Source organism: Paenibacillus sp. EKM212P (assembly GCF_011066115.1).
Lineage (GTDB): Bacteria > Bacillota > Bacilli > Paenibacillales > Paenibacillaceae > Paenibacillus > Paenibacillus polymyxa_B.
In genome coordinates this window covers 1,280,677-1,306,558 of the sequence record NZ_JAAMNR010000001.1, presented here as the reverse complement: position 1 = coordinate 1,306,558, position 25,882 = coordinate 1,280,677, and the positions used below count along the sequence as shown (strand labels likewise).

General features: G+C 49.2%; 18 protein-coding genes, 3 tRNA genes and 3 pseudogenes. 17 read left to right on the top strand and 7 right to left on the bottom strand.

The genetic code is table 11. The annotated features are described in order from the left end of the window. From G9G54_RS06125 to G9G54_RS06115, 3 genes are all read left to right on the top strand, one after another. Window positions 1-75: transfer RNA gene (locus tag G9G54_RS06125), tRNA-Gly, on the top strand. Window positions 76-82: 7 nt separating this feature from the next. Next, window positions 83-159: transfer RNA gene (locus G9G54_RS06120), tRNA-Arg, on the top strand. A gap of 12 nt (window positions 160-171) precedes the next feature. After that, window positions 172-251: transfer RNA gene (locus G9G54_RS06115), tRNA-Leu, on the top strand. 405 nt (window positions 252-656) lie between these two features. Here the strand turns inward: G9G54_RS06115 and G9G54_RS06110 are convergent. The 4 genes and pseudogenes from G9G54_RS06110 to G9G54_RS06105 all read right to left on the bottom strand — a co-directional run. Next, window positions 657-881 (bottom strand): annotated as a pseudogene (locus G9G54_RS06110) (oxidoreductase); the annotation flags it as partial. 14 nt (window positions 882-895) lie between these two features. Next, window positions 896-1,060, bottom strand: a pseudogene (locus tag G9G54_RS25435) (IS110 family transposase); the annotation flags it as partial. A gap of 38 nt (window positions 1,061-1,098) precedes the next feature. Then, a complete protein-coding gene (locus G9G54_RS25430; protein WP_238807759.1) occupies window positions 1,099-1,266 on the bottom strand; it encodes a hypothetical protein in 168 nt (55 codons plus the stop codon). Next, window positions 1,263-1,559, bottom strand: a complete 297-nt coding sequence (locus G9G54_RS06105) for a hypothetical protein (RefSeq protein WP_165176675.1) — start codon at window positions 1,557-1,559, stop codon at window positions 1,263-1,265. The genes G9G54_RS25430 and G9G54_RS06105 overlap by 4 nt, the downstream gene beginning before the upstream one ends. 425 nt (window positions 1,560-1,984) lie before the next feature. Here G9G54_RS06105 and G9G54_RS06100 point away from each other — a divergent pair, with 425 nt between their 5' ends. Further along, entirely contained in the window at window positions 1,985-2,449 is a 465-nt protein-coding gene (locus tag G9G54_RS06100; protein WP_165176673.1) for a phage tail protein, read from the top strand. A gap of 455 nt (window positions 2,450-2,904) precedes the next feature. Here G9G54_RS06100 and G9G54_RS06095 read toward each other — a convergent pair whose 3' ends face one another. Both G9G54_RS06095 and G9G54_RS06090 read right to left on the bottom strand, forming a co-directional pair. Beyond that, window positions 2,905-3,735, bottom strand: coding sequence for an SDR family oxidoreductase (locus G9G54_RS06095; RefSeq protein ID WP_165176766.1), 831 nt, complete (start codon window positions 3,733-3,735; stop codon window positions 2,905-2,907). A gap of 46 nt (window positions 3,736-3,781) precedes the next feature. Beyond that, on the bottom strand, window positions 3,782-4,534 hold the full coding sequence (locus G9G54_RS06090; protein ID WP_165176671.1) for an SDR family oxidoreductase: 753 nt from the start codon (window positions 4,532-4,534) through the stop codon (window positions 3,782-3,784). 167 nt (window positions 4,535-4,701) lie between these two features. Between G9G54_RS06090 and G9G54_RS06085 the strand changes: the two genes are divergently transcribed. Next, the gene (locus G9G54_RS06085) at window positions 4,702-5,358 is read left to right on the top strand and encodes a TetR/AcrR family transcriptional regulator (RefSeq protein ID WP_235307440.1); all 657 of its coding nucleotides are present in this window, start codon (window positions 4,702-4,704) and stop codon (window positions 5,356-5,358) included. A gap of 593 nt (window positions 5,359-5,951) precedes the next feature. Beyond that, the gene (locus G9G54_RS06075) at window positions 5,952-7,082 is read left to right on the top strand and encodes a collagen-like protein (protein WP_274597334.1); all 1,131 of its coding nucleotides are present in this window, start codon (window positions 5,952-5,954) and stop codon (window positions 7,080-7,082) included. A gap of 258 nt (window positions 7,083-7,340) precedes the next feature. Here G9G54_RS06075 and G9G54_RS06070 read toward each other — a convergent pair. Then, a pseudogene (locus tag G9G54_RS06070) lies at window positions 7,341-7,826 on the bottom strand (aldo/keto reductase); the annotation flags it as partial. A gap of 662 nt (window positions 7,827-8,488) precedes the next feature. On the opposite strand from G9G54_RS06070, the gene G9G54_RS06065 reads away from it, so the two are divergent. The 11 genes from G9G54_RS06065 (at window position 8,489) to G9G54_RS06015 (ending at window position 25,861) form a co-directional block, all read left to right on the top strand. Continuing rightward, on the top strand, window positions 8,489-12,514 hold the full coding sequence (locus G9G54_RS06065; RefSeq protein ID WP_165176665.1) for a DUF5695 domain-containing protein: 4,026 nt from the start codon (window positions 8,489-8,491) through the stop codon (window positions 12,512-12,514). A gap of 136 nt (window positions 12,515-12,650) precedes the next feature. Continuing rightward, window positions 12,651-13,949: an alpha-glucosidase/alpha-galactosidase gene (gene melA / locus G9G54_RS06060; protein WP_053324745.1), complete on the top strand. Its 1,299-nt coding sequence runs from the start codon at window positions 12,651-12,653 to the stop codon at window positions 13,947-13,949. Window positions 13,950-13,962: 13 nt separating this feature from the next. Beyond that, window positions 13,963-15,789, top strand: a complete 1,827-nt coding sequence (locus tag G9G54_RS06055) for a cache domain-containing sensor histidine kinase (RefSeq protein ID WP_165176663.1) — start codon at window positions 13,963-13,965, stop codon at window positions 15,787-15,789. A gap of 16 nt (window positions 15,790-15,805) precedes the next feature. Next, entirely contained in the window at window positions 15,806-17,398 is a 1,593-nt protein-coding gene (locus G9G54_RS06050) for a response regulator (protein ID WP_165176661.1), read from the top strand. A 123-nt stretch (window positions 17,399-17,521) separates the two neighbouring features. Further along, window positions 17,522-18,877, top strand: coding sequence for an ABC transporter substrate-binding protein (locus G9G54_RS06045; RefSeq protein ID WP_238807757.1), 1,356 nt, complete (start codon window positions 17,522-17,524; stop codon window positions 18,875-18,877). Between the two features lie 33 nt (window positions 18,878-18,910). Then, complete coding sequence (locus G9G54_RS06040) at window positions 18,911-19,816, top strand: carbohydrate ABC transporter permease (RefSeq protein WP_061832109.1); 906 nt, start codon at window positions 18,911-18,913, stop codon at window positions 19,814-19,816. Continuing rightward, a complete protein-coding gene (locus G9G54_RS06035) occupies window positions 19,813-20,739 on the top strand; it encodes a carbohydrate ABC transporter permease (RefSeq protein WP_165176659.1) in 927 nt (308 codons plus the stop codon). The genes G9G54_RS06040 and G9G54_RS06035 overlap by 4 nt, the downstream gene beginning before the upstream one ends. Window positions 20,740-20,903: 164 nt before the next feature. Next, complete coding sequence (locus tag G9G54_RS06030) at window positions 20,904-22,013, top strand: M24 family metallopeptidase (RefSeq protein WP_165176658.1); 1,110 nt, start codon at window positions 20,904-20,906, stop codon at window positions 22,011-22,013. Between the two features lie 68 nt (window positions 22,014-22,081). Next, window positions 22,082-23,608 carry an Ig domain-containing protein gene (locus G9G54_RS06025; RefSeq protein WP_165176656.1) on the top strand — a complete coding sequence of 509 codons (1,527 nt, stop codon included), beginning with the start codon at window positions 22,082-22,084 and terminating at the stop codon, window positions 23,606-23,608. 46 nt (window positions 23,609-23,654) lie between these two features. Continuing rightward, entirely contained in the window at window positions 23,655-24,863 is a 1,209-nt protein-coding gene (locus tag G9G54_RS06020; RefSeq protein ID WP_165176655.1) for an NAD(P)/FAD-dependent oxidoreductase, read from the top strand. Further along, window positions 24,860-25,861, top strand: coding sequence for a proline racemase family protein (locus tag G9G54_RS06015; RefSeq protein ID WP_165176653.1), 1,002 nt, complete (start codon window positions 24,860-24,862; stop codon window positions 25,859-25,861). The genes G9G54_RS06020 and G9G54_RS06015 overlap by 4 nt, the downstream gene beginning before the upstream one ends. Window positions 25,862-25,882 lie beyond the last annotated feature (21 nt).

The following is a 25,882-nucleotide window of genomic DNA, read 5'->3' as shown; positions in this document are numbered from 1 at the left end:
GCGGACGTGGCTCAGCGGTAGAGCATCGCCTTGCCAAGGCGAGGGTCGCGGGTTCGATTCCCGTCGTCCGCTCCATTTATTAGTCCCCTTAGCTCAGCTGGATAGAGCGTTTGACTACGAATCAAAAGGTCGGGAGTTCGAATCTCTCAGGGGACGCCATTAACTTCATAAGCCGGTGTGGCGGAATTGGCAGACGCGCGCGACTCAAAATCGTGAGGGAAACCGTGGAGGTTCGAGTCCTCTCACCGGCATCTATTTCGGGATGTAGCTCAATGGTAAAACTCAGCCTTCCAAGCTGGTAGCGTGGGTCCGATTCCCATTACCCGCTTTATATAGATGAAAAAGGAGAGATGGCTTATTTTTATGCCATCTCTCCTTTTTTACTTTTAAACTGTTTCTATCGACATGACAACCAGTAGAAACCCCAAGGCAATCTCCTCCGTTCTTTTGCGTTATTAACATGCACTATGGATAGGGCGTACAACTAACGAGGAACGATAGTTAAATAACACACAATGTTGAGCAGGCGTTTCAAGTCTGCTCTTTTTATTAAATTAACGGGCAAGTTAGTTTTAAATTTACTTCACCAACTCAACACAGAAAGCGCAAAAGTCTGTCGGGAAACTCGACAGACTTTTGCGCTTTAGAAGATGAATTTACCAAGGTTGACTTGTTGGTCCAATTGAAAACTCATTAACGTTCGTATCTTCTGGCTGATCAATCGCGAACGCAACAACATTGGCAACTCGATCAGGTGAAATACCATGTTGTTCATACAATGCAGTTGCACCTTTTAAAGTATTCTTATCTGTGATGGTAGTCAACAATTCTGTATTTATTGCTGCTGGATAAATAGTTGCTGTACGGATGTTCGTACCTTCAATGAAGATCCCCGATAAACACCCTTGTATTCAGGAGACATCTGATCCAATGCGTTTGGAACTGCAGCTTAATTTGAATATATCGACCGGTAAACGTGTCATGCTGTCGCGTTAAGTTTCGGAGATTCAAGCAACTGAACGCCCCTTGTTTTATAATGATCAAAGTCTTCTTTGTAGAAATAGAATCATCTTCGGTTGATTACTCCTCGGGTAAGAGTTATGAACGGTTGACCTTGGCTTCAAAACGCTTTTCCAACTCGTCCCAGTTGGGTGTAGGGACCCGGGTCTGTTCCTTCCAAAGGTGAAACACGCAGCTCAAAGCTACGATTTCCCCTACGGATCCGTTAACCAGTCGGCTGATCGGCATCCTATGATAAATTTTCATAAAAAAGGCGCATTAACGCCGGTCGTTTGCGGATTAGTGAAGCTTGCGCGGCCGGCGTTAGCGGATATTGTAAGGCCTCTAACCACGCGAAAGCCTTCGTCCATAGCCGCGATCATCTGCCGCAACAACTTGTCGTCGCCGGCGTTTTTTTTCATTTGACGCTCGTGTATAACCGTTACAAAGTTTAGCGCAATTACAGGCACGATATAATTCTTCAACCGTGCATCTATATTTTCATGATAGATAGGTATCGTACTTATTTGGTTTACATATGCGGGTACGCCCCCTTCCATGCAGAGGGTCTTTCCCAAACAAACATGGACTAACGGCCACCATCATGAATGCAAATGTCTTGGCTTGTGAATCTGAACCTCCTTAATGGAGTACAGGGCACAGGCCGAGAGTTTTTTGTTAGGACATACTCTGAGTCCTTAATTTCCCGACCTAGAGGAACCATAGGCAACATCGTATTATCTCGCTGGTCGAATATTTAAAGCGGTGTTTGTGAATACCAGTCTATGTGAACACTATTTAACAAACTAACAAATTCGCCATTCAAATCTTCTCTTGAATCAATTTTGGTATACTATGTGGTAGATAAAAGAATTAATTTGAAGTCTGGCTATAAGTGTGTTTCTACAACAACTTGAGGAATGAATTTGATTTTGGTGAAATGCGGAAGCTGTTAGGGCGTAAAGAGAGAAGAGGAGGAATGAAAATGTCGTATCTCGTTGATTTTAAAGATGTATCTACGGTTGGTTTAGAGTCATCACCTGTAGCAGAAGCGCTTGCTGGTTTACGTGCTAATGAGGCCCGTTATTTTATGAACAAATACAAGCATGAGTTTACGGTTGTACCAGCTAGCGAAAGCCAGGAGAGCCTTGAATATGTGAACCGAATTTTGATAGAAGAACGTGATATTGCGTTTGCGGCTAAGCCTTTAGAAACGTCGCGTTTTCAAGTGGAAAATATCCAATTCACCTACGTTTTTTATGAGGATGGTCTTGCAATCAACGTCATGTATACGGTGGATGACCCTAAGAAGCGGGCCGTTGGTTTTAAGCTTTCTGAGGGGATGGAGGTACCAAAGGAGCTAGAAGGGAGGTTTAAGTTTGCTAGGCAGAAGTCTAAACTAGCTGGAACAATTCGGGGTTCGTTTTTTTTAATTAAAGGACAATATTAAAGTAAGCAAAAGCGCAAATGGAGGAACCAGCCCCTTATTCTCTTTACAAAAAAATGTGAAATTAAAGCAAGGGCTATCCCGCAAAAGGATGGCCCTTTTTTGAAAGAATGATGAAAAGCTACCGCTTATCATATGATTACAAACAGGAAGATGGTGGGTAGTCTCTGATAAGGAGACTATTTTTTTGAAAACTTGCCCCTTCAGCCAACGCGGTGAACCATGCCATAAGTGAAGATGAAAAATTTTCCTGTTGGAAGTGACCTAACAATACGATTAGCCAGAAAAGTTTGCTGCGAATGAAGATAACAACACTTAGTGTGGTATGCACTCGTGTTGATCTTGTTTTAATATCCAAACTTCTATTTCATACATGTTGTTGTTAGTCCATGTCTTGCTTCGCTTTTCTCAAGTGCTTTATTAAGCGGCCCATGATCGATTCTCGGTCTCGTCTCCAATCAGTTGTTGAAGTAGTGAGACTGTTCGAGGTCGTGGATCAGTGCAGGTTGCACAGGCCGCCATCCCAGAAGTTCCTGAGTTGCAACGCTTGATCTCGGGATATCGAGCGCTGCAAGTGTGCTGAGGAAGCCGAAGTGGGTGTCTGCTTCTTCACGTGAAATGCTGACTACAGGCACGTTCAGGTGTTTACCGATAACACTTGCGATGTCGCGAAATGGCACGCCTTCATCTGCGACCCCATTTAGTCGTGAACCGGCGGGTGCCTTTTCTAACGCAAGGCGGTATAGATGTGCGGCGTCAAGGCGGTGCACAGCCGGCCAGCGGTTGCTCCCCTCTTCCACATAGGCTGAGAAGCCCTTCGTTTTGGCAATGTTGATCAGTCTCGGCACAAATCCTGTGTCACCCTCACCGTGTACCGAAGGACAAAGCTCTACGATCGCTGTCCGCACTCCGCGCTCAGCCAGCAATAACATTACGTTTTCTGCTGTCACTCCATTGGCGTGCGTGGTGATCACGAACGGCTTCCCGGACCCTTCCAGCGCCGCCCCCATCGCTTCGACGGCGTGCAGATCTGCTGCAAGTGCCCTGGCGAAGTTCGAGAAGTCGTGATTGAATGCCAGATGAATAATGCCATCCGCAGCAGCCGCACCACTACGAAGGCTGTCGAGATCGTCAATGTCACCGCGGTGCACTTCGGCCCCGGCCTCTTTTAGTTTCGCAGCGCTATTGTCTGAGCGCACAAGACCGACGACCTGATGACCCGCATCAATGAGTTCACGGACGACAGCGGAACCGATGTAACCTGTTGCTCCTGTTACGAAAACACGCATCATGAAATCCCCCTTAAGCTACTAACCATTATTGTATAAATTATAATTACCACGCGATGGGTCCATCCTCATCTGAGAACGTTCCTGTTGGACCGTCCGCACCAATCATCGCAAGCCGGACTGCTTCACGCGCCCCTTGTTCAACACTACGAGTGCCAGCAAAATTATTGAGCGCAGTCGATGTAAAACCTGGACAGGCCGCATTGACCTTGATGTTTGTCGATTCAAGCGCAAAGGCAAAGGCAAGTGTCACCGCATGAACAGCCGATTTTGATGCCGAATAGGCCCCAAACATCGCACGATGTGAGTTTTCCGGAATGGAGTTCCAGCTAAGGGAGCCGCCGGTGCTGCCCATGTTGACGATGCGTGCTGCAGGAGCCTCACGTAAAAGTGGCAACATGGCCTGGGTGACAGCAATGACACCAAAAACATTAGTTTCATAAACCGAACGAATGTCTTCGAGCGAAGCAACGGTCAAAAGACCGCTCGTCGCGCCACTGCTCGGAAACGGATCGTCCGGTTTACCTGCGTGTGATATGCCCGCATTGTTCACAAGTACATCGAGACGACCAAATTCGTTCCGAATACGCTCTGCTGCAGCAACAATGGAGTCCTGATCGGTAACGTCGAGCTGGAGAGCGTGCGCATCCGAACCGATGCTTTTGGAGGCAGTTTCTCCATTTTCGAGGCTGCGTGATCCAACGAGCACGGTGAAGCCGTGTTCCGCTAGATCCTTCGCAATCTGTAAACCTATTCCTTTATTGGCACCGGTGATCAAGGCTACGGGTTTGTCCTGCATGGTTGTAATCTCCTTTTTGGTATGGGGCACCATCTATATATTTCCCGTTGGATGTGGGATAATGATATTAAATCACACAAAAACGAAACTGTAAAGTTCCGGAACTAATTAGTTTCTGAATATATATTTTAAAAGGAGCTAAGTTTATGAGTAAAATAAAAAAGGAAATGTCTGAGAGGGGCGAATTAACTGAGGTCGTGGCAAAAAAGCCTGCGAAAACATTGGGACGCAAGAGAGATCACACGCGGGATGATAAAATCCTCGAGGCGGCAATCGACATCCTCGCCGATACGAGTTTCGATGGTATGACAATGGACATGGTCGCGGCTCGAGCAAAGGCTGGGAAGGCGACGGTTTACCGCCGCTGGTCTTCCAAGGCGGAGTTAGTCCGAGACGCCTTGGCATGGATGAATCGAAATCATCTTGAGCTCGAAAGCTTGCCTGATACAGGAACCTTACGCGAAGATCTCCTCGTGCTTTTGAAGCCGCAATCGATAGCGGAAGAAGAACGCAAATTTCGAGTCCTAGCGGGCCTAGGCTCCTTTTTGCAGCATCCGGAATTTGCCGAAGCAGGAACAGCCGGGATTTTCGAGCCATGGGTTGTTGTAAACCGCGAGCTTATGAACCGAGCCGTCGTCCGCGGTGAAATTCCTGCTCACGCGGACATTGAGATGGCTTGCCAGGTCATTACTTCAATGGCTTCTTTTCGCGGACTCATCCAGCGCAAACCGTTCGACAAGCCTTTCTTCACAGCGCTAATCGATGGTATTCTACTGCCTGCACTCAAAAACCCGCGAACAGCACCAAATATCATGGACCGATGATGACCAGGCGCTTACCAGAAGAATCTACAAGGTGGATCAAGAGGTGAGCAGGATTGGTTTCAGGATAGTGAGCCTAGGAGAAAAATATTACGGAGTCGAACGCTCTGTTGTATTATCACAGAAATGATTCAATTAACGGGAACGATACTTGAATTTAGAACAGGGAGCACACTGCCACTGTGAGGTACAAAAAAAGAACCAAATGTGATTTTGGTTGACGCAGTGAAGGACGATTTAAATTATGTAATTATACTGAAAGATTGTTGTGGTTTGTGGTATAACATCACCCTACTAAACACCCAATATTCTAAAAATGGATTTTAGTCTAGCGAATAACCGGCTATTCGTCCATGCCTAAAATAAACAACTCACGTACACTGAACCATATTTATAGGGAGGTGTCGTTGTTGAGTTGTCCGGATAAAAAAAAACGTGCAAAAAGAAAACCACAATTGTTTGCCATCCAAAAGAAAAGAAAAAAGAAACTGTTGAGTTTTCTGGATAAAAAAAAATCGTGCAAAAAGAAAACCGCAATTGTTTGCCATCCAAAAGGAAAAAAAAAGAAACGACGTCTTCTAGTTATTAAAAAAATAGTGCGGGTACCGTGTCCCCCACCTAAAGGTCAGCAATTACTTCAAGGACTTGCGGGAGCAATTGCAGAAGCTGGACCTCAAGGACTTGTAGGAGCACTTGGCCCCCAAGGATTGGCAGGGATTGCAGGAGCGATAGGCGCACTTGGTCCCGAAGGACTTGCAGGAGCACTTGGCCCCCAAGGATTGGCAGGGCTTGCAGGAGCGATAGGCGCACTTGGCCCCGAAGGACTTGCAGGAGCACTCGGCCCCCAAGGATTGGCAGGGATTGCAGGAGCAATTGGCGCACTTGGCCCCGAAGGACTTGCAGGAGCACTTGGCCCCCAAGGATTGGCAGGGATTGCAGGAGCACTTGGGGCGCTTGGCCCCCAAGGACTTGCAGGAGCACTTGGTCCCCAAGGACTTGCAGGGATTGCAGGAGCGATAGGCGCACTTGGCCCCGAAGGACTTGCAGGAGCACTTGGCCCACAGGGACTTGCAGGGATTGCAGGAGCAATTGGTGCAGCTGGATTGGCAGGACCAACAGGAGCAACAGGACCAGCAGGACCAGCAGGACCAGCAGGAGCAGTAGGACCAGCAGGACCAGCAGGAGCAGCAGGAGCAGTAGGACCAGCAGGAGCAGTAGGACCAGCAGGACCGGTAGGACCAGCGGGACCAGTAGGAGCAGCAGGAGCAACAGGTCCAGCGGGACCCGCAGGGCCGGCAGGTGGAGTATTAGGCTTTGCAGATTTCTTTGCCTTGATGCCTCCTGATAATGCAGCAACTGTTGCTCCCGATACAGACGTAAGTTTTCCGCAAGATGGTCCAATCAGTGGGACTGCAATTACCCGTATAAATGCGAGCTCTTTTAACTTGGCTACAATTGGCACTTATCAGGTTTTGTTTCAGGTAGGTGTAAACGAACCGGGTCAACTCATTTTAACACTCAACGGCGCTGATCTGGCTTATACGGTGGTCGGGCGTGCAACAGGTACTTCTCAAATAGTAGGAATGGCTCTTGTGCAAACAACGGTCATTAATTCAGTACTCACAGTGCGAAATCCTGCTGGCAATGCCGCGGCACTCACGATCACTCCATTAGCTGGAGGAACAAGACCAGTTTCCGCGCACCTTGTTATTACGCAGGTTGCATAGAGGGAAAGAAATGCAGTATTTTTCGATAATAATGCCAATATCAACGATAGTTCAATAACCACGAGGAGACGGCAGACGATAGAGTGGCTGTCGTTTTCTCAACTAACGAGCAAATTAGCTTAATAAATACATTGATGCCGCAAACGAAAAAGAGGAGTAGATATCCTTAGGGCATCTACTCCATACTTTTAACGTTAATGTTAAATTGTTGGTTCTTTTGGCGTAATCAAAACCTACGGGTGATCTTTTGAAAGATGGTTAGATATCGAGTTTACGGGTACCGATCCATTTCACCATGTCAGGATCGCGATGTGAAAAGAACAGGCTCTGTTTCGTATCTAACGTAGTAATCGACTCCATATCCTCCTGGCTTAACTCAAAGTCAAAGATATTGAAGTTTTCGATAATTCTTTCTTTACGAACAGACTTTGGAATCACAACAACTTCTCTTTGTGTCAACCAGCGTAAAACCACCTGAGCAACGGATTTATTATACTTTTCAGCTATGGATACCAATACTTCATTCTGGAACAAGTTATTTTTCCCTTCAGCAAAAGGCGCCCAGGATTCGATCTGAACATTATTCTCTTTCATGAATTTTGCATTTTCGATTTGCTGGTTGAATGGGTGCGTTTCAACCTGATTCACGGCAGGAATTACTTCATTATGAATAATCAAATCGATCAGGCGATCCTCATGGAAGTTACTAACGCCGATTGCACGGACCTTTCCTTCACGGTACAAACAGACACCCACTTCACATCTTTATTATGCACCAGATGACAAAGCGATCGTTATCCCGTTCGTGCCAAATGTTTGCCTAATCCTCTCACTACCACCTATTTAACAGATAAATATGGACTATAATCGAACTTTAAAGAATGACGGCACGGGGAGGATCAAATGTCTGAAATAATCACTAAGCAGCAAATACCCCATACCCTATCCCCAAAATTCTTTACATACGCAGACTCCAAATTCTACCTTAGGAGCGAATCTATCTTAATAAATACCCTCGCATCTGGAAAACCCAACGTATCGATTAACCACTACAGCAACTCAAAATAAATTCTCGATTTTAAGTGTCCGTTTGTATAATCTGATCACACCCCGATATATCTAAAAATGCCTCCTTGCTCTCTATCTAAATTTCTTTCTCTCCATCCTCTGTAATCTTAATTCAGATAAATCTGTCGTTGCTTGGTTGATTGCCGATCTAACAGTATCCCTCTATTAGGTTGAAATCCTATATAAATCGGTTGAAAATGTTGATTTTACCAATGGACAAGGATTTGTACAATAGAGTTGTAGCGCTTACATTTCCAAGGAGGTTGCGGCGAAATGAAGAGAATTCAGCTGATTGGCAAACAAATCAGGACCCCGAGATCCAAAAGGAGGCCGTGTTGATGAAATTTAAGGGAATATTGGCGGCATTTTTGTTTTTAACCACAGCGTCTGTGTTGTTTGGGACGCATACGGCAGAGGCCCATGAACTATCCAATGACAAGCTGACGATTCAGACAGGGGAGCATGGCGAAATTTCATCCATACGTATCAAGGGAGATGCTTTCCCGACAGAGTATGTCATGAACGCAACGGTAACACCTGAACAGAACACCGCAGATCATCAGTGGCTAGGGGAGCTGATGTTCACGTACCGATTGGATGAAGGCAGCTGGACGAAGGCATGGACCAACAAGTCGGCAGACGCACGTAAGATCACAACCAGTGGGAACCGTGTCACTGTCACGTACGAGAATTCTACTAACGCAGAAGGCATACGCAATTTTAAAGTCATTGAAACGTATTCGGCAGAGTCGAATGGTTCGGTGCTGTGGAATATACAGGTGCAGAATACAAGTGGAAAAAAACTGGAGATTGGCGATTTCGGTTTGCCTCTGCCTTTTAATGAGCAGTGGACCAACGGTGATGCGATCTACGAAACTAGAGTGGTGACGCATTCCTTTGTCGGCAATAACAGCTCCTATATTACAGCTGGGCGTCCCAGCGGCATTGGTTCTTCCCTGCTGCTGATTCCTGATTCCTCAACGGGTGCGGGCTTTGAGTATCAGGATCACTGGCGGGATGAGGAGCATCCGGGCAGCAAATGGGCCTGGAATCCGGCCAACGAAGGTAAATGGCTGGAAGGACTCAATGTATTTTATATTCATTCCAATGTCATCAAGTCCACCAACCGGGGGTATTTGCCCAATACAAGCCTAATCCTGAATCCCGGTCAAAGCAAAAACTATGGTTTCAAGTTTCTGGCGGTGAAGGACGAGCATGATGTAAAAGATACGTTGTACCAAGAAAACTTGGTGGATACAACAGTCGTACCGGGTATGATCGTGCCTACGAATCAAAAGGCGAAGGTGGACCTGCGCTCCAAGCAGGCGATCAGCAAAGTAACCTATCCAGACGGAACGGCTATTCCGCAGACGGATAGCAAGGCCGGAGGACATTACATTTATGAACTGAAATTTACTAAGCTGGGCCCGAACTTCATAACGGTAGAATACGGCAACGGCAACAAAACGGTGTTACAGTTCTATGCCATCGAGCCGATTGATCAAGCGCTGCAACGGCATGCTACATTTATGGTCGACAAAACCCAATGGAATGTACCGGGTGATCTGCGCGACAAGGTATTTGACGATTGGATGATGCATACCAAATCCAAACGCAACATTTTTAACGGCTATTGGGGCTGGGGGGATGATTGGGGTCTGACCCACGGACAGTTCCTGGCTGAGAAAAACACACTGTCTCCAGTCGCCAAAGAGGTGCGGGCAGTAGACGATTATTTGGAGACAGCGATCTGGACGAATCTGATGAACGGACATCATGAGGATTATTTAATTCATGATTTCTTGATGCCAGAGCCTAACGATACACCGACCTATCGAGGGTATGCGTATCCGCACGTATACAACACGTATTTCAGCATGTACAAGATTGCTAAGGAATACCCGGATCTTGTCACTTACAAGCATCCAAAGGAAACCTATTTGCTGCGGGCGTATAACATTTTCAAAGCATTGTATGAAGGGCCAGTCGCGTACAACTGGGAAACAGGTTTGATGGGCGAACTGACCACACCGGATATTATTCAGGCACTTCATGATGAAGGCTATGATGATGAAGCGAATGATCTCAAGGAAAAAATGGATCGCAAATATAACAATTTTAAAAATACAAAGTATCCTTACGGTTCTGAATATAGCTATGACAATACAGGGGAAGAGGCTGTATATACGTTAGCCAAACAGAATATAGATACAGAGGGAGAGCAAAGCAAAGCCCTGGAAATGATGAGTAAAATTAATGCCAAAACCCGTGCGGCACGCGGTCACATGCCCGTATGGTACTACTACACCGATCCGGTGACGATTACCGGGGAAAACTGGTTTAACTTCCAGTACACGACTTCGCTTGCTGGATATGCGATGGATGACTGGATTCGCCATCATGAAGACAATCACCGTGAGGAACAACAACGGTTGTCCTATGCAGCTAAAATTGCCAATGTCGGAGCGATTAACTCCGGGCAAATCAGCTCGGACCCTGAAAACATCGGGGCGGTCGCATGGACGTATCAAGCGGAAAAAGGCAATAACGGCACGAACGGCACTGGCGGCGGTAAAAATGTTCCGCTCTTTAACGGCTGGCGCGGCATGAGCGGCGAGGCTGATCTCGGATTGTTCGGTGCGCTCAAAACATTAAGTGCTGATATCGCGATTGATCCTATTTTTGGATTGACGGGCTACGGTGCAGAGGTGAGCAAAAGCGGCAACGTGTATACGATCAAGCCACTGGACGGCCTGTTCAAGCGGGTCAATCTGATCACGGAAAAGCTGTATATCGAGCTGGAAAAGGACCAATATACAGAAGCCAAGTTGGCAACATCCAAGGATTATGTATGGTTCCAACTGAAAAATCAAACGCCGGGCCAAGCCCATTCCACGTACGTTACATTTGACGGTTTGAAGAAAGGAACGTATCTGGTTAAAGTGGGCGGTCAATCGCAAGGAAAGTTTAATGCGTATGCGACCACCAACAAACTTAAATTGGAGATTGGTACAGCATCCTCCTATACGGTAGAGCTGACACCGACCACACCTGATCCGAACAAGGCGCCTGTCGTGGATGCCGGCAAAGATTCGAAGGTAAAGCTGCCGGATCAGATCATTCTGAAAGGCACGGCTACGGATGATGGGCTTCCGCAAGGAAAGGTGACAAACGAGTGGAGTCTGGTTGAAGGACCACAGGATGCGAAGGTCACATTCAGCAGCAAAACATCGCTGCGCACGAAGGTGGACGTTTCCGAGCCGGGAACGTATGTGTTCAAGCTGACAGCCAGCGATTCTCAGTTGTCAGCGGAGGCTAAAGTAACGGTGGTAGCTGAACCGGCGGCTCCGTTACTTGAACAGCTCGCAGTTTACAAGTTTGATGAAACAAGCGGTTCTGTAGTTGCGGATTCATCAGACAGCGGCAATGATGCTGCCGTGAAGGGGACGGCTGCATGGGCTGCGGGTAAAACAGGCAATGCTGTCAGCCTGAACGGCAAGGACAGCTATGTGCAGCTTCCGGCGGGTATTGTCAGTCGGGCACAGCAATTGACCGTATCCGGCTGGGTTAAAGCGAACACCCTGAGCGATTATGTGCGGATTTTTGACTTCGGCTCCGGGACGAATGAATATATGTTCCTGACGCCTAAAGCAGGAAACACCATGCTGTTTGCCATTACCAACCAAGGCAACGGGCAGGGACAGGAGCAGACGATTGAAGGCCCTGTACTGCCGACAGGCGTATGGAAGCATGTTGCGGTCACGCTTTCGGGTTCCACAGGTATTTTATACGTGGATGGAAAAGAAGTGGGACGCAATACCAATCTGACCTTGAATCCTACCAGTCTGGGTCAGACCAAAAATAATTTCATCGGCAAATCTCAGTACCCTGATCCGTACTTCAATGGTCTGGTGGATGAATTCCGTATCTACAGCCGTGCTTTGAATGCAACCGAGGTGGCAGGACTGGCCTCTGGTACAGCACAAAACCTAACGGGAGCCGAGAAAATCACGGCTTTAAAAGAAGTAAACGTGACGACTCGTGCAGGTGAAAAACCCGAACTGCCAAGCGTCGTGGAAGCTACGTATGGAGAAGGCTCCACCAAATGGGTGGCTGTGGAATGGGAGGATATAGACCCTGCACAATATGCTGCTCCAGGTTCGTTTGAGTTGAAGGGTAAAGTAGAAGGGACAGAGTTAAAGGCAATTGCGAAGGTAACTGTGATTGAGGCTGGGGCTGCGGATTCATCGGTAACACCGGTTAGTCCGGAGAATTCAGTAACCTCGTCAACTACGACACCCTCGGTAACATCTGCCTTACCACTTCGGCCTATTAGCTCCGCTAAATCAGCGGGGGTATCCTGAATGGGAGGCAACAACGCATAGTTATGAGTAACCTTTCCCATCGTCACTTTCCTCCTAATAAAGGGGAGAGTGGCGGTGGGTATCCTTGCATTTGAGGTGCAAAACCGCGAACAAAAAGGTGAATGGGGGAAAAAGTATGAGCAAGATTACATTTCTGGGTGCAGGCAGTACGGTATTTGCTAAAAATGTGCTTGGCGATTGTATGTTGACGCCTGCTTTGCAGGGCTTTGAACTGGCGTTGTTCGATATTGACCCTGTAAGGCTAAAAGATTCAGAAAATATTTTATCCAATTTGAAAAAAACAACAGGGAGTACCTGTGTGATTCGCTCCTACACTGATCGCAAGGAAGCACTACGTGGGGCGACCTATGTGGTAAATGCCATCCAGGTAGGCGGCTATGATCCGTGTACAATTACGGATTTTGAAATTCCTAAAAAATACGGCCTGCGCCAAACGATTGCCGATACGGTTGGTATTGGCGGTATTTTCCGCAATTTACGTACGATTCCGGTGATGCTCGATTTTGCGGCAGATGTACGCGAGGTGTGCCCGGATGCATGGTTTCTCAACTACACGAATCCGATGGCAGTGCTAACGAATGTGATGAACGTTTATGGCGGTGTCCGTACGGTAGGGCTGTGTCATAGCGTGCAGGCGTGTATACCGGAGCTGTTTAAAAGCCTCGGGCTGGAGCAGGAAGGTGTAAAGGCAAAAATCGCAGGCATCAATCATATGGCGTGGCTGCTCGAAGTGAGCAAGGATGGTGTAGATTTGTATCCCGAGATTAAAAAACGAGCCGCCGCTAAGCAGCAGGAAAAGCATCATGATATGGTGCGCTTTGAAATGATGCTAAAATTCGGCTATTACATTACGGAATCGTCCGAGCATAATGCGGAGTATCATCCGTATTTTATCAAACGGGCATACCCTGAGCTGATCGAGCGCTTCAATATTCCTTTGGATGAATACCCGCGCCGCTGTGTGAGCCAAATTGAACGATGGGAAACGATGCGTGAGGAGCTTTTGGGCAATCAGGATCTGCGTCATGAACGGTCAAACGAGTATGCTTCTTATATATTTGAGGCGATCGAAACGAATCAGCCTTTTGCCATTGGCGGCAATGTGATGAACACAGGCTTAATTACCAATCTGCCGAAGGAAGCCTGTGTGGAGGTACCTTGTCTGGTGAATCGTAACGGGGTTACGCCAACCTTTGTCGGGGATTTGCCACCCCAATGCGCTGCGCTGAACCGGACGAATATTAATACCCAGCTGTTAACGATTGAAGCTGCAATCACCGGGAAAAAGGAGCACATTTATCACGCTGCTATGTTGGACCCGCACACGTCCGCAGAGCTGTCCATGGATGATATTGTTTCTCTGTGTGATGACCTGATTGCAGCCCACGGGACATGGCTCCCAGCCTATGTGTAAGGGAGGTAGCTGAATGGGAGGCCGGGGTCGTCAAAAGTTCGCCGGGATTCCTACAATCCGTGGGAAATTCATTGTACTGACGCTGGTACTTACCGTCATTCCGATGGTGGTACTGACCTTTACCTTTTACCGGATCGCGGCCCATTCCCTTGGTGAGAAGTCGGAAGCACTGGCTATGCAGTCCCGGCAAATGAGTGAAAATTACGTCAATGCGACGCTCTCCGATTTGAATGATCTGACCAATTCCATTCTCAGCAATCCTGATGTGCAGTCTACGCTGGAGACCAAGCCGGAAGATGATTATGAATATTTACGGAACGATGAAACACTCAGTATGGTTGTCCGTACGCAAACCCAGACCAAGCCGTATATCACGTCCTCTCTCATATATGCCGCCAATGGCGGGCTCAAGCATTCTCTCTATCAAGGGAATGTTTCGGTCCGTTTTGGCGGCCTTCCTACATTAGAGGAAGCACGTGTGTACTATCGCCGCCTGCTGGCCGAGCGGCCCATGATGTGGATGGCTCATTCGCCGTTTGAATCAGGACGCGGGATGGCGGAGGATCGCATCTATGTGGGAAAACTGCTCCGAAAAACGACTGGAGATTATGCACCCCTCGGATTTTTGCTGCTGGAAATCGACAAGGCCAGTCTGTTTCGGGGGCTTGCTTTTCATGAAACAGATGGCAATACCCAGATGTGGGTGCTGGATCAGGAGGGCGAGCCTGTATACCGATTGCCGGAGCAGGGTGTTGCGGATCAAGCGCTATTGCGGCAGATTGCCAAATCCGCTGTGGATAGGCCCGTGCTCACGAAGGACTGGAGAACATGGAACGGCCGCCAGACGATGATCTCTTACGGCCCGTTAAATGAAGGACAATGGACGCTGCTGCAAAAAGTCGATCAGTCCGTGCTGTTCGAGGATGCGCGGAAAATCGGCGCCTGGACCATCTGGACTTTTTTGATTGCACTGATGCTGGGCTGGATGCTGTCTTATCGGCTGAGTGACACGATTCGTCGCCCCCTGCTGCAATTGAGCCGATTAATGGCGGTCGATGGGAGTGTGAGCGCTACAGGCTCAGCCCAAGCTTTCGAAGCTCCTACTTCCGTTGTTTTTAATCCTAAGGATGAGGTAGGGCAGATCGGGGAGCGTTTTCTTCATATGATGCAAAAAAATCATGAACTGTACGGTCAGGTCTACGAAGCGTTGCTGTCGCGTAAGCAGGCTGAGTTCCGCGCGCTTCAGGCGCAGATTAATCCGCATTTTTTGTACAACACGCTAGAATCACTGAAGGGAATGGCCTTGGCGAATGGGCAACGGGATATGGCAGAGGTAATCGGTGCCTTTGGTAAATGTTTTCGCATTTCGCTAAGTTATGGCCGAGAACAAATCAGTTTGGGACAGGAAGTCGAGCATGTAAGCGCCTATGTGAAGGTGCAGCAGTTCAGGTTTAGGAATTCGTTCGAGTGGATTTGTGAGGTCGAGGAGGATATTTGCGGATTTTATGTACCCAAACTAATCCTCCAGCCGCTCGTCGAAAATGCTATTTACCACGGCTTAAAAGGGCGCACCGACCGTGGCTATATCATGTTATCCGGTACAAGGGAAGGGGATATGTTGCGTTTGACGGTCAGTGATGATGGGGGCGGTATTGGAGCCGAGCGTCTGAACGATATCCGGAAGTCGCTGGATGCGGAACGAGGGAGTGCTATTGGCTTTGGGCTGCGGAATGTGCATGAACGTCTTCGGCATTATGGTCCGCAATATGGACTGTCCGTGACAAGCGAGCCGGATCAGTACACCTCGGTTACCTTACTGGCACCCATTCGAACCGAATAAGAAAGGGGAGGATGGCATGTACCGGCTGCTGATTGTGGACGACGAATATCATATTCGGGAAGGACTGAAGCTGATGGTGGCGGAAAGTGACCTGTCAGTGGAAGTCAGTGATGTGGCGGAGGACGGTGCAACGGCATTACGTTTGTATACAGAGCAGCGACCGGACATGATTTTACTGGATATTAATTTACCGGATATGAGTGGACTGGACGTAGCAAAAACCATTCGGGAAAAGGATCAGCAGACCCCGTTATTATTCCTGACAGGTTACGAATCTATGACATATATTCGTCAGGCGGTTTCGCTTCAAGCGGTCGATTATTTGCTCAAGCCGGTGACCAGCGGGGATTTCGAAGCGGCATTGAGCCGGGCAGAAGATCGCATTGCGCAATGGCAAAGAAGCGAGGATGAAGCCATTCACCGCCATCGTTCATTGGAGCCATTGTACAGGGAGCATCTACTGCTGGATTTGCTCCAGCAGCGGCGTCCTGCAGCCGAGGTCATTCGGGAGATGGACGGGCTGGGATTTTTCGGCGAGACGAGTGGGCCGCCTTATACCGTGCTGTGCTGCGAGCTGGAGGAGGCGTCGCAGCAGGAGGCAACCGCCACTAGCAAGCCACACGGTTCCATGCATAAAAGCAGCCATGTATTCGCCGGAATGGCGGGGGAGGCTGCGGCAGCAGCCGGGGCGAAGGCACACAGTGCAGCGGTTTCCCGCGATCGGCGTGTTGTGTTGCTGGCGACGGCATCTTGCAGGGCGGCGGAGCGGACGGCACAGCAGATTCGGCAGGCTGTGCAGGAACGATTGAGCCAGGGGGTGTCCATCGGGATTAGCCGTCCCGTACAACGGATGGAGCAACTTCCCGAAGCGTATGAGGAAGCTGTGCAAGCGGCGGAGCATCGGGGGTGGGTGGGCTATAGCCAGATCATTCCCTATGAGAGCATTCAGGCGGCCGAGCCGAACAGCAATCAATTACTGGAGAAGGAACTGCTGATGATTACGGAAATTCGAGCGGGCAATGATGCTGCCGTACATGCGATTTTACAGGAATGGTCAGGACAATTGGCGGGCTTGCCTGTCAAGCAGGTGAAAATGATTGTCACTCAGCTCGTCCTGTTCGTCATGCGCATCGTCCAGAGTGATGCATCTGTAGGACAAACGTCCATGCAGGAGCAGGACCCGTTGTTGGAGCTTTCCCGATTACGACATGGGCCCGAGATGATAGATTATGTATCGCGCTATTTTGTCCGAGTGGGTCGCCATGTCCGAGAATCACGCGAGAAGGGCATTCCACGCAAATTCCAACAGGCCAAGGAATGGATTCGCGAGCATCTTCAGGAGGATGGCGGGCTGAACCGTTTGGCAGAGTATATGAATATGAGCCCCAAGTATTTGAGTGCCCGTTTCAAGCAGGTTACAGGTGAAAGCTTCGCCGACTACCAGACGCGTGTTCGCTTTGAGCGAGCCCGAGAACTGCTGCTGGACCCGAATCGCAAGGTGGCGGAGGTAGCGGAGGTAGTGGGATTCACAGATACGAACTATTTTAGTATTGCCTTTAAAAAGCATACCGGACTGACCCCGACGGAGTTTCGTAAAACATTTTTGTAAACGCGCTGTTAAAAAAATCATACCAAAACAAAGAGAGTCTGGAGTCGTTGGGTGGTCGGCTCTGGGCTCTCGGCGCATAATAGGCTTGTAAGGAGAAACCAGTTCAGGAAGGGGCCGGTTGATTTGCTGAAACGAAGGTTACGGACATGGATGGCTCTCGTGATGACGGTGATGTTGACAGGGCTGACGGCTTGCAGTGGTAACGCTGGCGAACCGGCTAATCCCAATGCGGTCGAACTCAAGTTCATGTACTGGGGAAGCAATGACGAGAAGCAGGCGATGGAAAAAATGATTCAAAGCTTTAATGCATCCCATCCGAACATCCGGGTGAAGGGCGAGCATGTCCCTGGTGATTACACGACGAAAATTAACACGTTAATGGCTGCCAATCAGCTTCCTGATATCGCCTACCTGGGCGATTCCCTCACGATGAAATGGGCAAGTGAAGGCAGACTCCTGGATTTATCCTCTTATTATGACGAATATCCCGAATTAAAAAACAAGCTCAAATCCTCCTATCTCTACAGCGAACCCGGCAAGTCTATCGGAAATTACACCGCATTGGAAGTGATGCAGTTATTTTACAACAAGGAGTTGTTTACAGAAGCAGGGGTACCCGTCCCTCCGGCTGATCCTCAAAAAGCGTGGGCATGGGATGAATTTCTGGAAATTTCCAAAAAGCTGACCAAGGATCAGAACGGCAAGCATCCGGGAGACAGTGGATTCGATCCGAAAAATATTGTGCAATACGGCTTTGCCTTCGGCAATGACCGCAGCTCCTGGGGGCCGCTTTTAGCGAGCAACGGTGGAGGTTTGACTGACAAAACAGGCAAGAAGTACACCCTGAACAGTCCTGAGTCGGTGGAGGTATTTCAGAAGTTGCAGGATCTGGTTTTCAAGGAGCATGTTTCTCCTGATTTGATCCAGCAGCAGGACATGCCGTCCAATACGATTCGGCTTCAGACAAGAAAGGTCGCCATGGTGGTGGACGGGACATGGTCCCTGCTCGATTTTTCGAACAACAAGCAACTGCAATGGAGTATCGGCGTTCTGCCGAAGCTAAAAGAGCCCAAAACGATGATCGTTGCGGGAGCCACGGTCATTTTCCAGAGCACCAAGCACCCGAAGGAAGCGCTCGAATTTTATTTGTACCATAATAATCCCGAAAAGGTGGATTTGTTCAAGTCCGGTCTGTGGATGCCTATCGAGGAAAAATATTATACCGATGAGCAGGCCATCCAGTCATGGACCAATAATGCCGCACATCCACCGGAATTTCAAAAGGCTGGCATTGAGTATGCCAGAGATTATGCGATCAAGCCGTCAACTTCGACCCTTCGCAACTGGCCTGATATCGGTTCCAAGCTGACCCCAGGGCTGGATCTGATTTGGACGAACAAGAAGACGCCGCAGCAGGCGCTGGATGAACTGGAGCCCATCATTCAGCCATTGCTTCAAGGGGTATACCCGGATGAATAATGCGGCGGGACAGCTGCGAAAGGAGAACAGCCCATGAAGCGACCAAAATCAGGAATGATGCGCATGGAGCGAAACTGGGGTCTGCTATTCGCGCTTCCTGCCATCCTCGGATTAATGATATTTACAATTGGACCGATCGCGGCCTCGTTCGTATTCAGCTTAACCGATTGGACGATTGGCGGACAGATGACCTTTATCGGATTGGACAATTATCGAACCATTTTGACCGAGGATGCTACCTTTTCCCAATCCATGTTCGTGACCACATATTATGCACTGGGCAGCGTACCTCTAGGCTTGGCGGCAGCTTTTATCATTGCGCTGTTATTAAATCAAAAGGTGAAGGGTTTGTCGGTGTTCCGTACGATTTATTATTTACCTACCATTGTGCCGAGTATTGCCAACACGATGCTGTGGCTATGGATGTTCAACCCGGATTTTGGTCTGTTAAATTCGCTGCTGGAGAGCGTTGGACTGCCGGGGAGCAAATGGATTTATGACGAGAACACTGCAATACCCTCGCTAATCATGATGAGCACCTGGGGGATCGGGAACACGGTCATTATCTTTTTGGCGGGACTTCAGTCGGTTCCCACCCATCTGTATGAAGCAGCTGAGGTAGACGGCGGCAATAGGTGGCATAAATTTTTTCACATTACCATTCCTTCGATGACACCAACCATCTTTTTCAATCTGGTCATGTCTTTAATCAGCACCTTTCAGGCCTTCAATCAGGCGTATGTTATGACCAACGGGGGACCTAACAATTCAACCCTGTTCTATGTGTTCTACTTGTGGCGTACGGCCTTTACGGAGACTAAAATCGGCTACGCCTCAGCGCTGGCCTGGATCTTATTTTTCGTCATCATGGTGCTAACCGTCCTGATTTTCTCCACATCCAAAAAGTGGGTTCACTATGAAGGAGGGGAACGTTCATGAATCAGGTCACTTCTTCTGTCCATCCTTCAGAAACACCACAACATCCGTTGCCACAGCCTGAACGCTCCCGAAGTCCTGCTACCGCCACCCGTTCCAAACCATTCCCAATCAGCCGTGTTGTACTGTATATCGTTTTAATTATAGGCAGTGTTTTAATGCTGTTGCCATTTGCATGGCTCATTCGCAGCTCACTGATGGGAACATCCCAAATTTTCGTGTTCCCACCAGAGTGGATACCCTCTCCTTTTCAATGGAGCAATTACCTGGAAGCGCTGACTTCAGTACCGTTCGGCAGGTATTTTATGAATACGTTCATGATTGAGGTATGTGTGCTGGCAGGAGTGATGTTGACCTCGATTATATCGGCGTTTACCTTTGCCCGCCTGCGCTGGCCTGGACGTAATCTGATCTTTTCTCTGCTGATCGGGTCGATGATGCTGCCTTACGCGGTGACGCTGATTCCCACTTTCGTGATGTGGCGTGAGCTGGGCGGGCTGAATACATTTCTGCCGCTGATTGTTCCTGCATGGTTCGGTGGAGGGGCATTTAACATCTTCTTGATGCGACAATTCATGCTGACGATCCCACGCGATCTGGACGAAGCGGCTTATATGGACGGAGGTACGCCTCTGACTGTACTATGGCGCGTCATTATTCCTTTATCTTCGCCTGCATTAATTGTGATCGGAATATTTACATTTATTGATGTGTGGAACGATTTTTTAGGCCCGATTATTTACTTAAGTGACGAAAAGCATTTTACGCTAGCGCTGGGGCTGGCGACTTTCCGAGGATTGAACAATACCAACTGGCCTTACCTGATGGCGGCTTCCAGCACGATTTTGGCTCCTATCGTCCTGATATTTTTTATCGGACAACGCTATTTTATCGAAGGCATCACATTGACAGGGATTAAAGGCTAAAAGGAAGCTGGGACGCGCTGATATGCTTGAAAAAGAGACGGAGAATTGGGCGCAGGACTTACGGGAATGCGGCAGCGAGAAGAGCATACATGTGTTCAAAGCAAGTGGAGAGTGTGTTCCAAGGCATATGCCCTGAAAAGAGATGTGGATAAGGAGGCGTACGAGTGAAAGAGGAAGAGAGTCAAAAGACAAAACCGTTACAGGGTGTTCCTGGCAGACTGGCCCGGTTACGCTCGGAATTCCCGGCTCTAGGGATAGATGCACTACTTATCACACATGGGCCTAATCGAAGATATATGACCGGATTTACAGGCTCCGCTGGAATTGCGCTTGTTACGCAGGAAGAGGCTTTTTTAGTGACGGATTTCCGCTATATGATGCAGGCAACAGATCAGGCAGTGGAATATTCAGTGATTCGACATGAGGCACAAATCTTTCAAACCGTGGCCGATCTCACAAGTAAATTGGGTGTCCACAGACTGGGTTTGGAGAGCCGACATATCTCACTTCAACAGTCGGGACAGCTTCGAGTCGCGCTGGGCTCGTTGGAGTACGTGCAAACGGAGGATGTCATTGAACGGCTGCGCGATGTGAAAGACGATGAAGAGATTCGCACCATTAGCGAAGCTGCGCGTATTACCGATGCTGCCTTCACGGAGGTGCTGAATTGTATTCAGCCTGGGGTTACAGAGCGACGGATTGCGGCGGAACTGGAATATCAGCTTCGGCTCGCAGGCGCGGAATCAGGCGGTTTTGCGTTCATTGTCGCTTCAGGTGAGCGTTCGGCGCTGCCGCACGGACTGGCCAGTGACAAGGAAATTGGTCAGAACGAGTTCGTCACAATGGATTTTGGCGCAAATGTGCGTGGTTATCTATCCGATATCACGCGTACCGTATTCGTAGGCCAGCCCTCAGAACGACATGAGAAATTGTATGCCATTGTGCTGGAGGCAAATATGAAGACGATTGCAGGACTTCGCCCCGGCATAAGCGGTCGGGAGGGAGACAGTCTGGGGCGGGATGTGATTGCCTCTTACGGCTATGGGGAGCAGTTCGGTCACGGGCTGGGCCACGGCTTTGGTCTCGAAATTCACGAGCAGGTACGTCTGTCCCGCGAAAGTAAGTCGGTGCTCGTACCAGGTCATGTTCTTACTGTGGAACCGGGCATTTATATTCCAGGCTTCGGCGGGGTTCGGATTGAGGACGATGTGCTGATCACAGATGACGGTGTCAAGGTTCTGACCTCCTCACCCAAGGATCTGCTTTTGCTATAAAACGCAGTGGCGCTATAGGTAACTATCCATAGTTTGTAAATCATCCAAAAACGAGATGGAGGGATCGAATGAACACGTATAAAAGATGCACCAAAATATGGATGACCACGCTGGCGGCTTCTCTCATTGTGGCTTTGACACCAGCTATTCCTGGGCAACAGACGGCTTATGCCGAAGCGGAGTCGGATGTAAAAGTCATCGACATCTTTAGTCGGACGGTGAACGATTATGGTATAGATCTGGTTGATTGGCAAGGGTATCTAGCCAACCCGTATGTGAAGCTTAAAGTGAAGCCGCCAGCGAGTGCCGCTTTTCCGTTAACGGTTACGTTAAATGCGCAGGGCACGTCCCGGCTGATGATGGATCTGCCAAGTACGTTGTCGGCGCAAGGTGCAAGCAAAACGCTGACTTTTGCCAATGCACAGGAGGAAAAAGATTTCCGGCTAGCCATCCATCCTGACCGGATTGGAGGAAACGGTGAAATAGAGAACTATACGCTGTCTATGTCCGTTGCTGGAAATGATGGTCACACGACTACTCAGTCCATTTCGATTCGCGTGCTGGATCAGGACGATAATAAAGAGCCCAACGTCCCCCTCCATTTTGACTACAGATTCGATACGATCAGGCCTTATTTCAATGATGCAGCTACCAAAAAAGCCGCAGAGCTGGCGGTGAAGGACTGGTTCTATTTCTTTGATCTGGCGCCGTTCGATGAGGTTCCTGCCAACGCGGAGGTAAACCATCTGCCAGGAGACGATTGGCAAAATGAAATACAGGTGACGAATGACAAACCCTATAAAGGCATGTGGGTGTTTATGAGAGGGCTGAACGGGCCTTATTCTACGGGCTTTCCAGCCACGAACGGCAATTATCATACACGTAACGGTGTGACCGTCCCGGGGAACCTGAACCGTTCCTATAGTTTGATTCTGGATTTCTATGATGATGCGATTCCATTCACATCCGTGGACGATGAAGAATGGTATCAATCCGATCTGTCCAAAGTGACGGATGTGCATGGGCTGATCATGCATGAATTCGGTCATGCGATTGTGTTCAGCGACACATTCCCGGGTGTCAAAGCGCTGAAGGAAGCGGCGGGCAATGACCCTGATATTATGGCTTATCAGCACAGACCGGCTGCATTGGATGACAGCTATCATCTATCTGGAGAGCTTGCAGAAGTCGACAGATTGAGCGGTCAAAATGGAGGCTGGCGCCATCTGTTCCCGACCCGGCGCTGGATGAACACGAAGCTTTCGCTACTCGTAGCAGAAAAAGCAGGCTGGCCGCTGCGTAAGGACCTGACTCCTTTCCTCGCGCCAGAAATCATGACGAAGGAATTGCCAGCACCCGTCAAAGGCAAAGCGTACACGGCTAAGCTGGAGGCCAAGGGAGGGGTTCCGTTTTACGATTGGACGGTGACAGGCGGTCAACTGCCCGCAGGGTTCACGCTGGACCGTTTTACAGGAACGATTAGCGGAACAGCAGGCAGCGGAGCAGGCAACAAGACGTATACGTTCACCGTACAGCTGCGGGATTATGATGAGCTGAGCAAGCCTGTGAAACAAAGCTTTACGATTAAGCTGTAAAGAATACCTCTCAAACAGATTAAACGGTCGAAGGGAGGAAAAGCGAGTGAAACACGATGCCGCAGATCTGGTCATTGTAGGCGGCGGAATCATCGGTACAGCTATCGCTTATTATGCGGCTAAGTCTGGGTTGAAGGTCGTGCTGGCTGAGCGAGGGGAGATTGCTGGAGGCACTTCGTCCCGTTGTGATGGCAATATATTGGCAATCGATAAAGAGCCCGGGTTTGACAGTCGAATGTCGTTGGTATCGCAGGAGCTGGTGGCAGAGCTGGCTAGGGAACTGGAGGATGAGTTTGAGTATCGTGCGCCTGGCAGTATTCTGGTCTGTGAAAACGATCAGGAGATGCAAGCGGCTGAGCAATGGGTAGCCCGTCAGCAGCAGGAAGGACTTCCGTTTCGCATGCTGGATCAGCAGGATTTGCGAGAGGAATGGCCGCATTTAGCGAAAGATTTGCCGGGCGGACTGGAGTGTGCGACAGATTCCACTGTGAATCCGGTATTGATGACGTATGCACTGGCCGGGGCCGCGCGTCTTATGGGAGCGAGGCTACTGCCCCGCACACCGATACAATCTGTCCTTAAGGACGAAGGGGGAAACGTCCACGGGGTAGAGACGCCCAATGGCCTTATCCATGCAGGTGCAGTGGTATTGGCGGCAGGTGTGTGGACACGCAGCATCGGTCATTCACTCGGTTTGGACCTTCCGATCATGCCGCGCAAAGGACATATACTGGTGTCTGCCCGAATGCCCTCCATGGGGAACCGCAAGGTAATGGAGTTCGGCTATCTGATGAGCAAGTTTGGCGGTCAGCGGAGTGTGGATGAGCTTTATGAAAAATACGGTGTAGCGCTGGTATTCGAGCCAACCGCATCCCAAAATATTCTGATTGGCAGCAGCCGTCAGTTTGTCGGTATGGACACACGTGTCGATCAGCAGGTGATTCGCTTAATCGCCCGTAGAGCCATTCGTTTTTTTCCTGCTTTAGCCAATGTACCGCTGATGCGGGCGTATACCGGCTTGCGTCCATGGACACCTGATCATTTGCCAATTGTATCAGCGGTGGACGAAGTACCGGGGCTGTATATCGCTTCTGGTCATGAGGGAGATGGCATTAGTCTTGCGGCGGTGACCGGTAAGCTGGTGACCGAAATGGTACGCGGTGAATCCACTTGCATTCCGGTAGAGCCGCTGCGATATGACCGATTTGGGGAGGCTTTTACCAGCCATGAGATTCACGGGGAGGTAACCGGATGAGTGTACCGGGCAGAATTACTACAATTGATACCCATACGGGAGGCAATCCGACGCGGACGGTTATTCACGGCGCGCCTAAGCTGGTAGGTCATACGATGCTGGAAAAAATGACTTATATGGCAGCACATCATGATGATTTTCGCCGTTTGCTGATGTTCGAGCCGCGAGGGCATGAGGTGATGTCGGGCTGCATTTTAACAGAACCTTGTCATCCAGATGCAGATATCGGTGTGGTCTTTATAGAGACTGGCGGCTATTTACCGATGTGTGGTCACGATACGATTGGAGTATGTACAGCGCTGATGGAAGGCGGGCTGATTGCCGCGGATAAAAAATCGATATTACTGGACACTCCGGCAGGCCCGGTTCAAGTGCGGCTGGAGGTGGATGCGGGCAAGGTGCGACAAGTAACGTTCACGAACATCCCTTCTTTTGTGTACCGCCATGAGGTGAAGGTCCAGGTAGAGAGTATCGGTCAAGTCACGCTGGATATTGCGTATGGAGGCAACTTTTACGGCATTGTAGAGGCGGCTTCCATCGGTCTTGCACTGGAGCAGAGCAATGGGGCAAAAATTGTACGAACAGCAGTGCAGATTCGGGAAGCAGTGAATGCGGTTGTTGAGGTAGTACATCCTGAAAATCCGGTTATTCAAGGGTTGACACATATTGAATTTTACGGGGAGCCTATGGCTCCACAGGCCGATTGTCGCAATGTCGTCGTCATCCCACCGGGAGGTATCGATCGTTCCCCTTGTGGCACAGGAACGTCGGCCAAGGTAGCGGTGCTGCACGCCAAGGGAAAACTGGGATTAAATGAGCCGTTTATACATGAAAGCATCACAGGTTCCATGTTTCGGGCTGAAATCGTGGGCGAGACGCAGATCGGACCTTATCCGGCAGTCATTCCACAAATTACAGGCTCGGCTTGGGTGACGGGACATCATCAATTTGTGTTGGACCCCGAGGACCCGCTTAGAGAAGGATTTTTGCTGATGTGAGCATTTTGCATCATTCCCGAA

Bases quoted from the DNA above. Each gene is read 5' to 3' on its own strand.
- G9G54_RS25430 (WP_238807759.1), bottom strand. From the start codon at position 1,266: ATGAAAATTTATCATAGGATGCCGATCAGCCGACTGGTTAACGGATCC.
- G9G54_RS06105 (WP_165176675.1), bottom strand. From the start codon at position 1,559: ATGGAAGGGGGCGTACCCGCATATGTAAACCAAATAAGTACGATACCT.
- G9G54_RS06100 (WP_165176673.1), top strand. From the start codon at position 1,985: ATGTCGTATCTCGTTGATTTTAAAGATGTATCTACGGTTGGTTTAGAG.
- G9G54_RS06095 (WP_165176766.1), bottom strand. From the start codon at position 3,735: ATGCGTGTTTTCGTAACAGGAGCAACAGGTTACATCGGTTCCGCTGTC.
- G9G54_RS06090 (WP_165176671.1), bottom strand. From the start codon at position 4,534: ATGCAGGACAAACCCGTAGCCTTGATCACCGGTGCCAATAAAGGAATA.
- G9G54_RS06085 (WP_235307440.1), top strand. From the start codon at position 4,702: ATGTCTGAGAGGGGCGAATTAACTGAGGTCGTGGCAAAAAAGCCTGCG.
- G9G54_RS06065 (WP_165176665.1), top strand. From the start codon at position 8,489: ATGAAATTTAAGGGAATATTGGCGGCATTTTTGTTTTTAACCACAGCG.
- melA (WP_053324745.1), top strand. From the start codon at position 12,651: ATGAGCAAGATTACATTTCTGGGTGCAGGCAGTACGGTATTTGCTAAA.
- G9G54_RS06055 (WP_165176663.1), top strand. From the start codon at position 13,963: ATGGGAGGCCGGGGTCGTCAAAAGTTCGCCGGGATTCCTACAATCCGT.
- G9G54_RS06050 (WP_165176661.1), top strand. From the start codon at position 15,806: ATGTACCGGCTGCTGATTGTGGACGACGAATATCATATTCGGGAAGGA.
- G9G54_RS06040 (WP_061832109.1), top strand. From the start codon at position 18,911: ATGAAGCGACCAAAATCAGGAATGATGCGCATGGAGCGAAACTGGGGT.
- G9G54_RS06035 (WP_165176659.1), top strand. From the start codon at position 19,813: ATGAATCAGGTCACTTCTTCTGTCCATCCTTCAGAAACACCACAACAT.
- G9G54_RS06025 (WP_165176656.1), top strand. From the start codon at position 22,082: ATGAACACGTATAAAAGATGCACCAAAATATGGATGACCACGCTGGCG.
- G9G54_RS06015 (WP_165176653.1), top strand. From the start codon at position 24,860: ATGAGTGTACCGGGCAGAATTACTACAATTGATACCCATACGGGAGGC.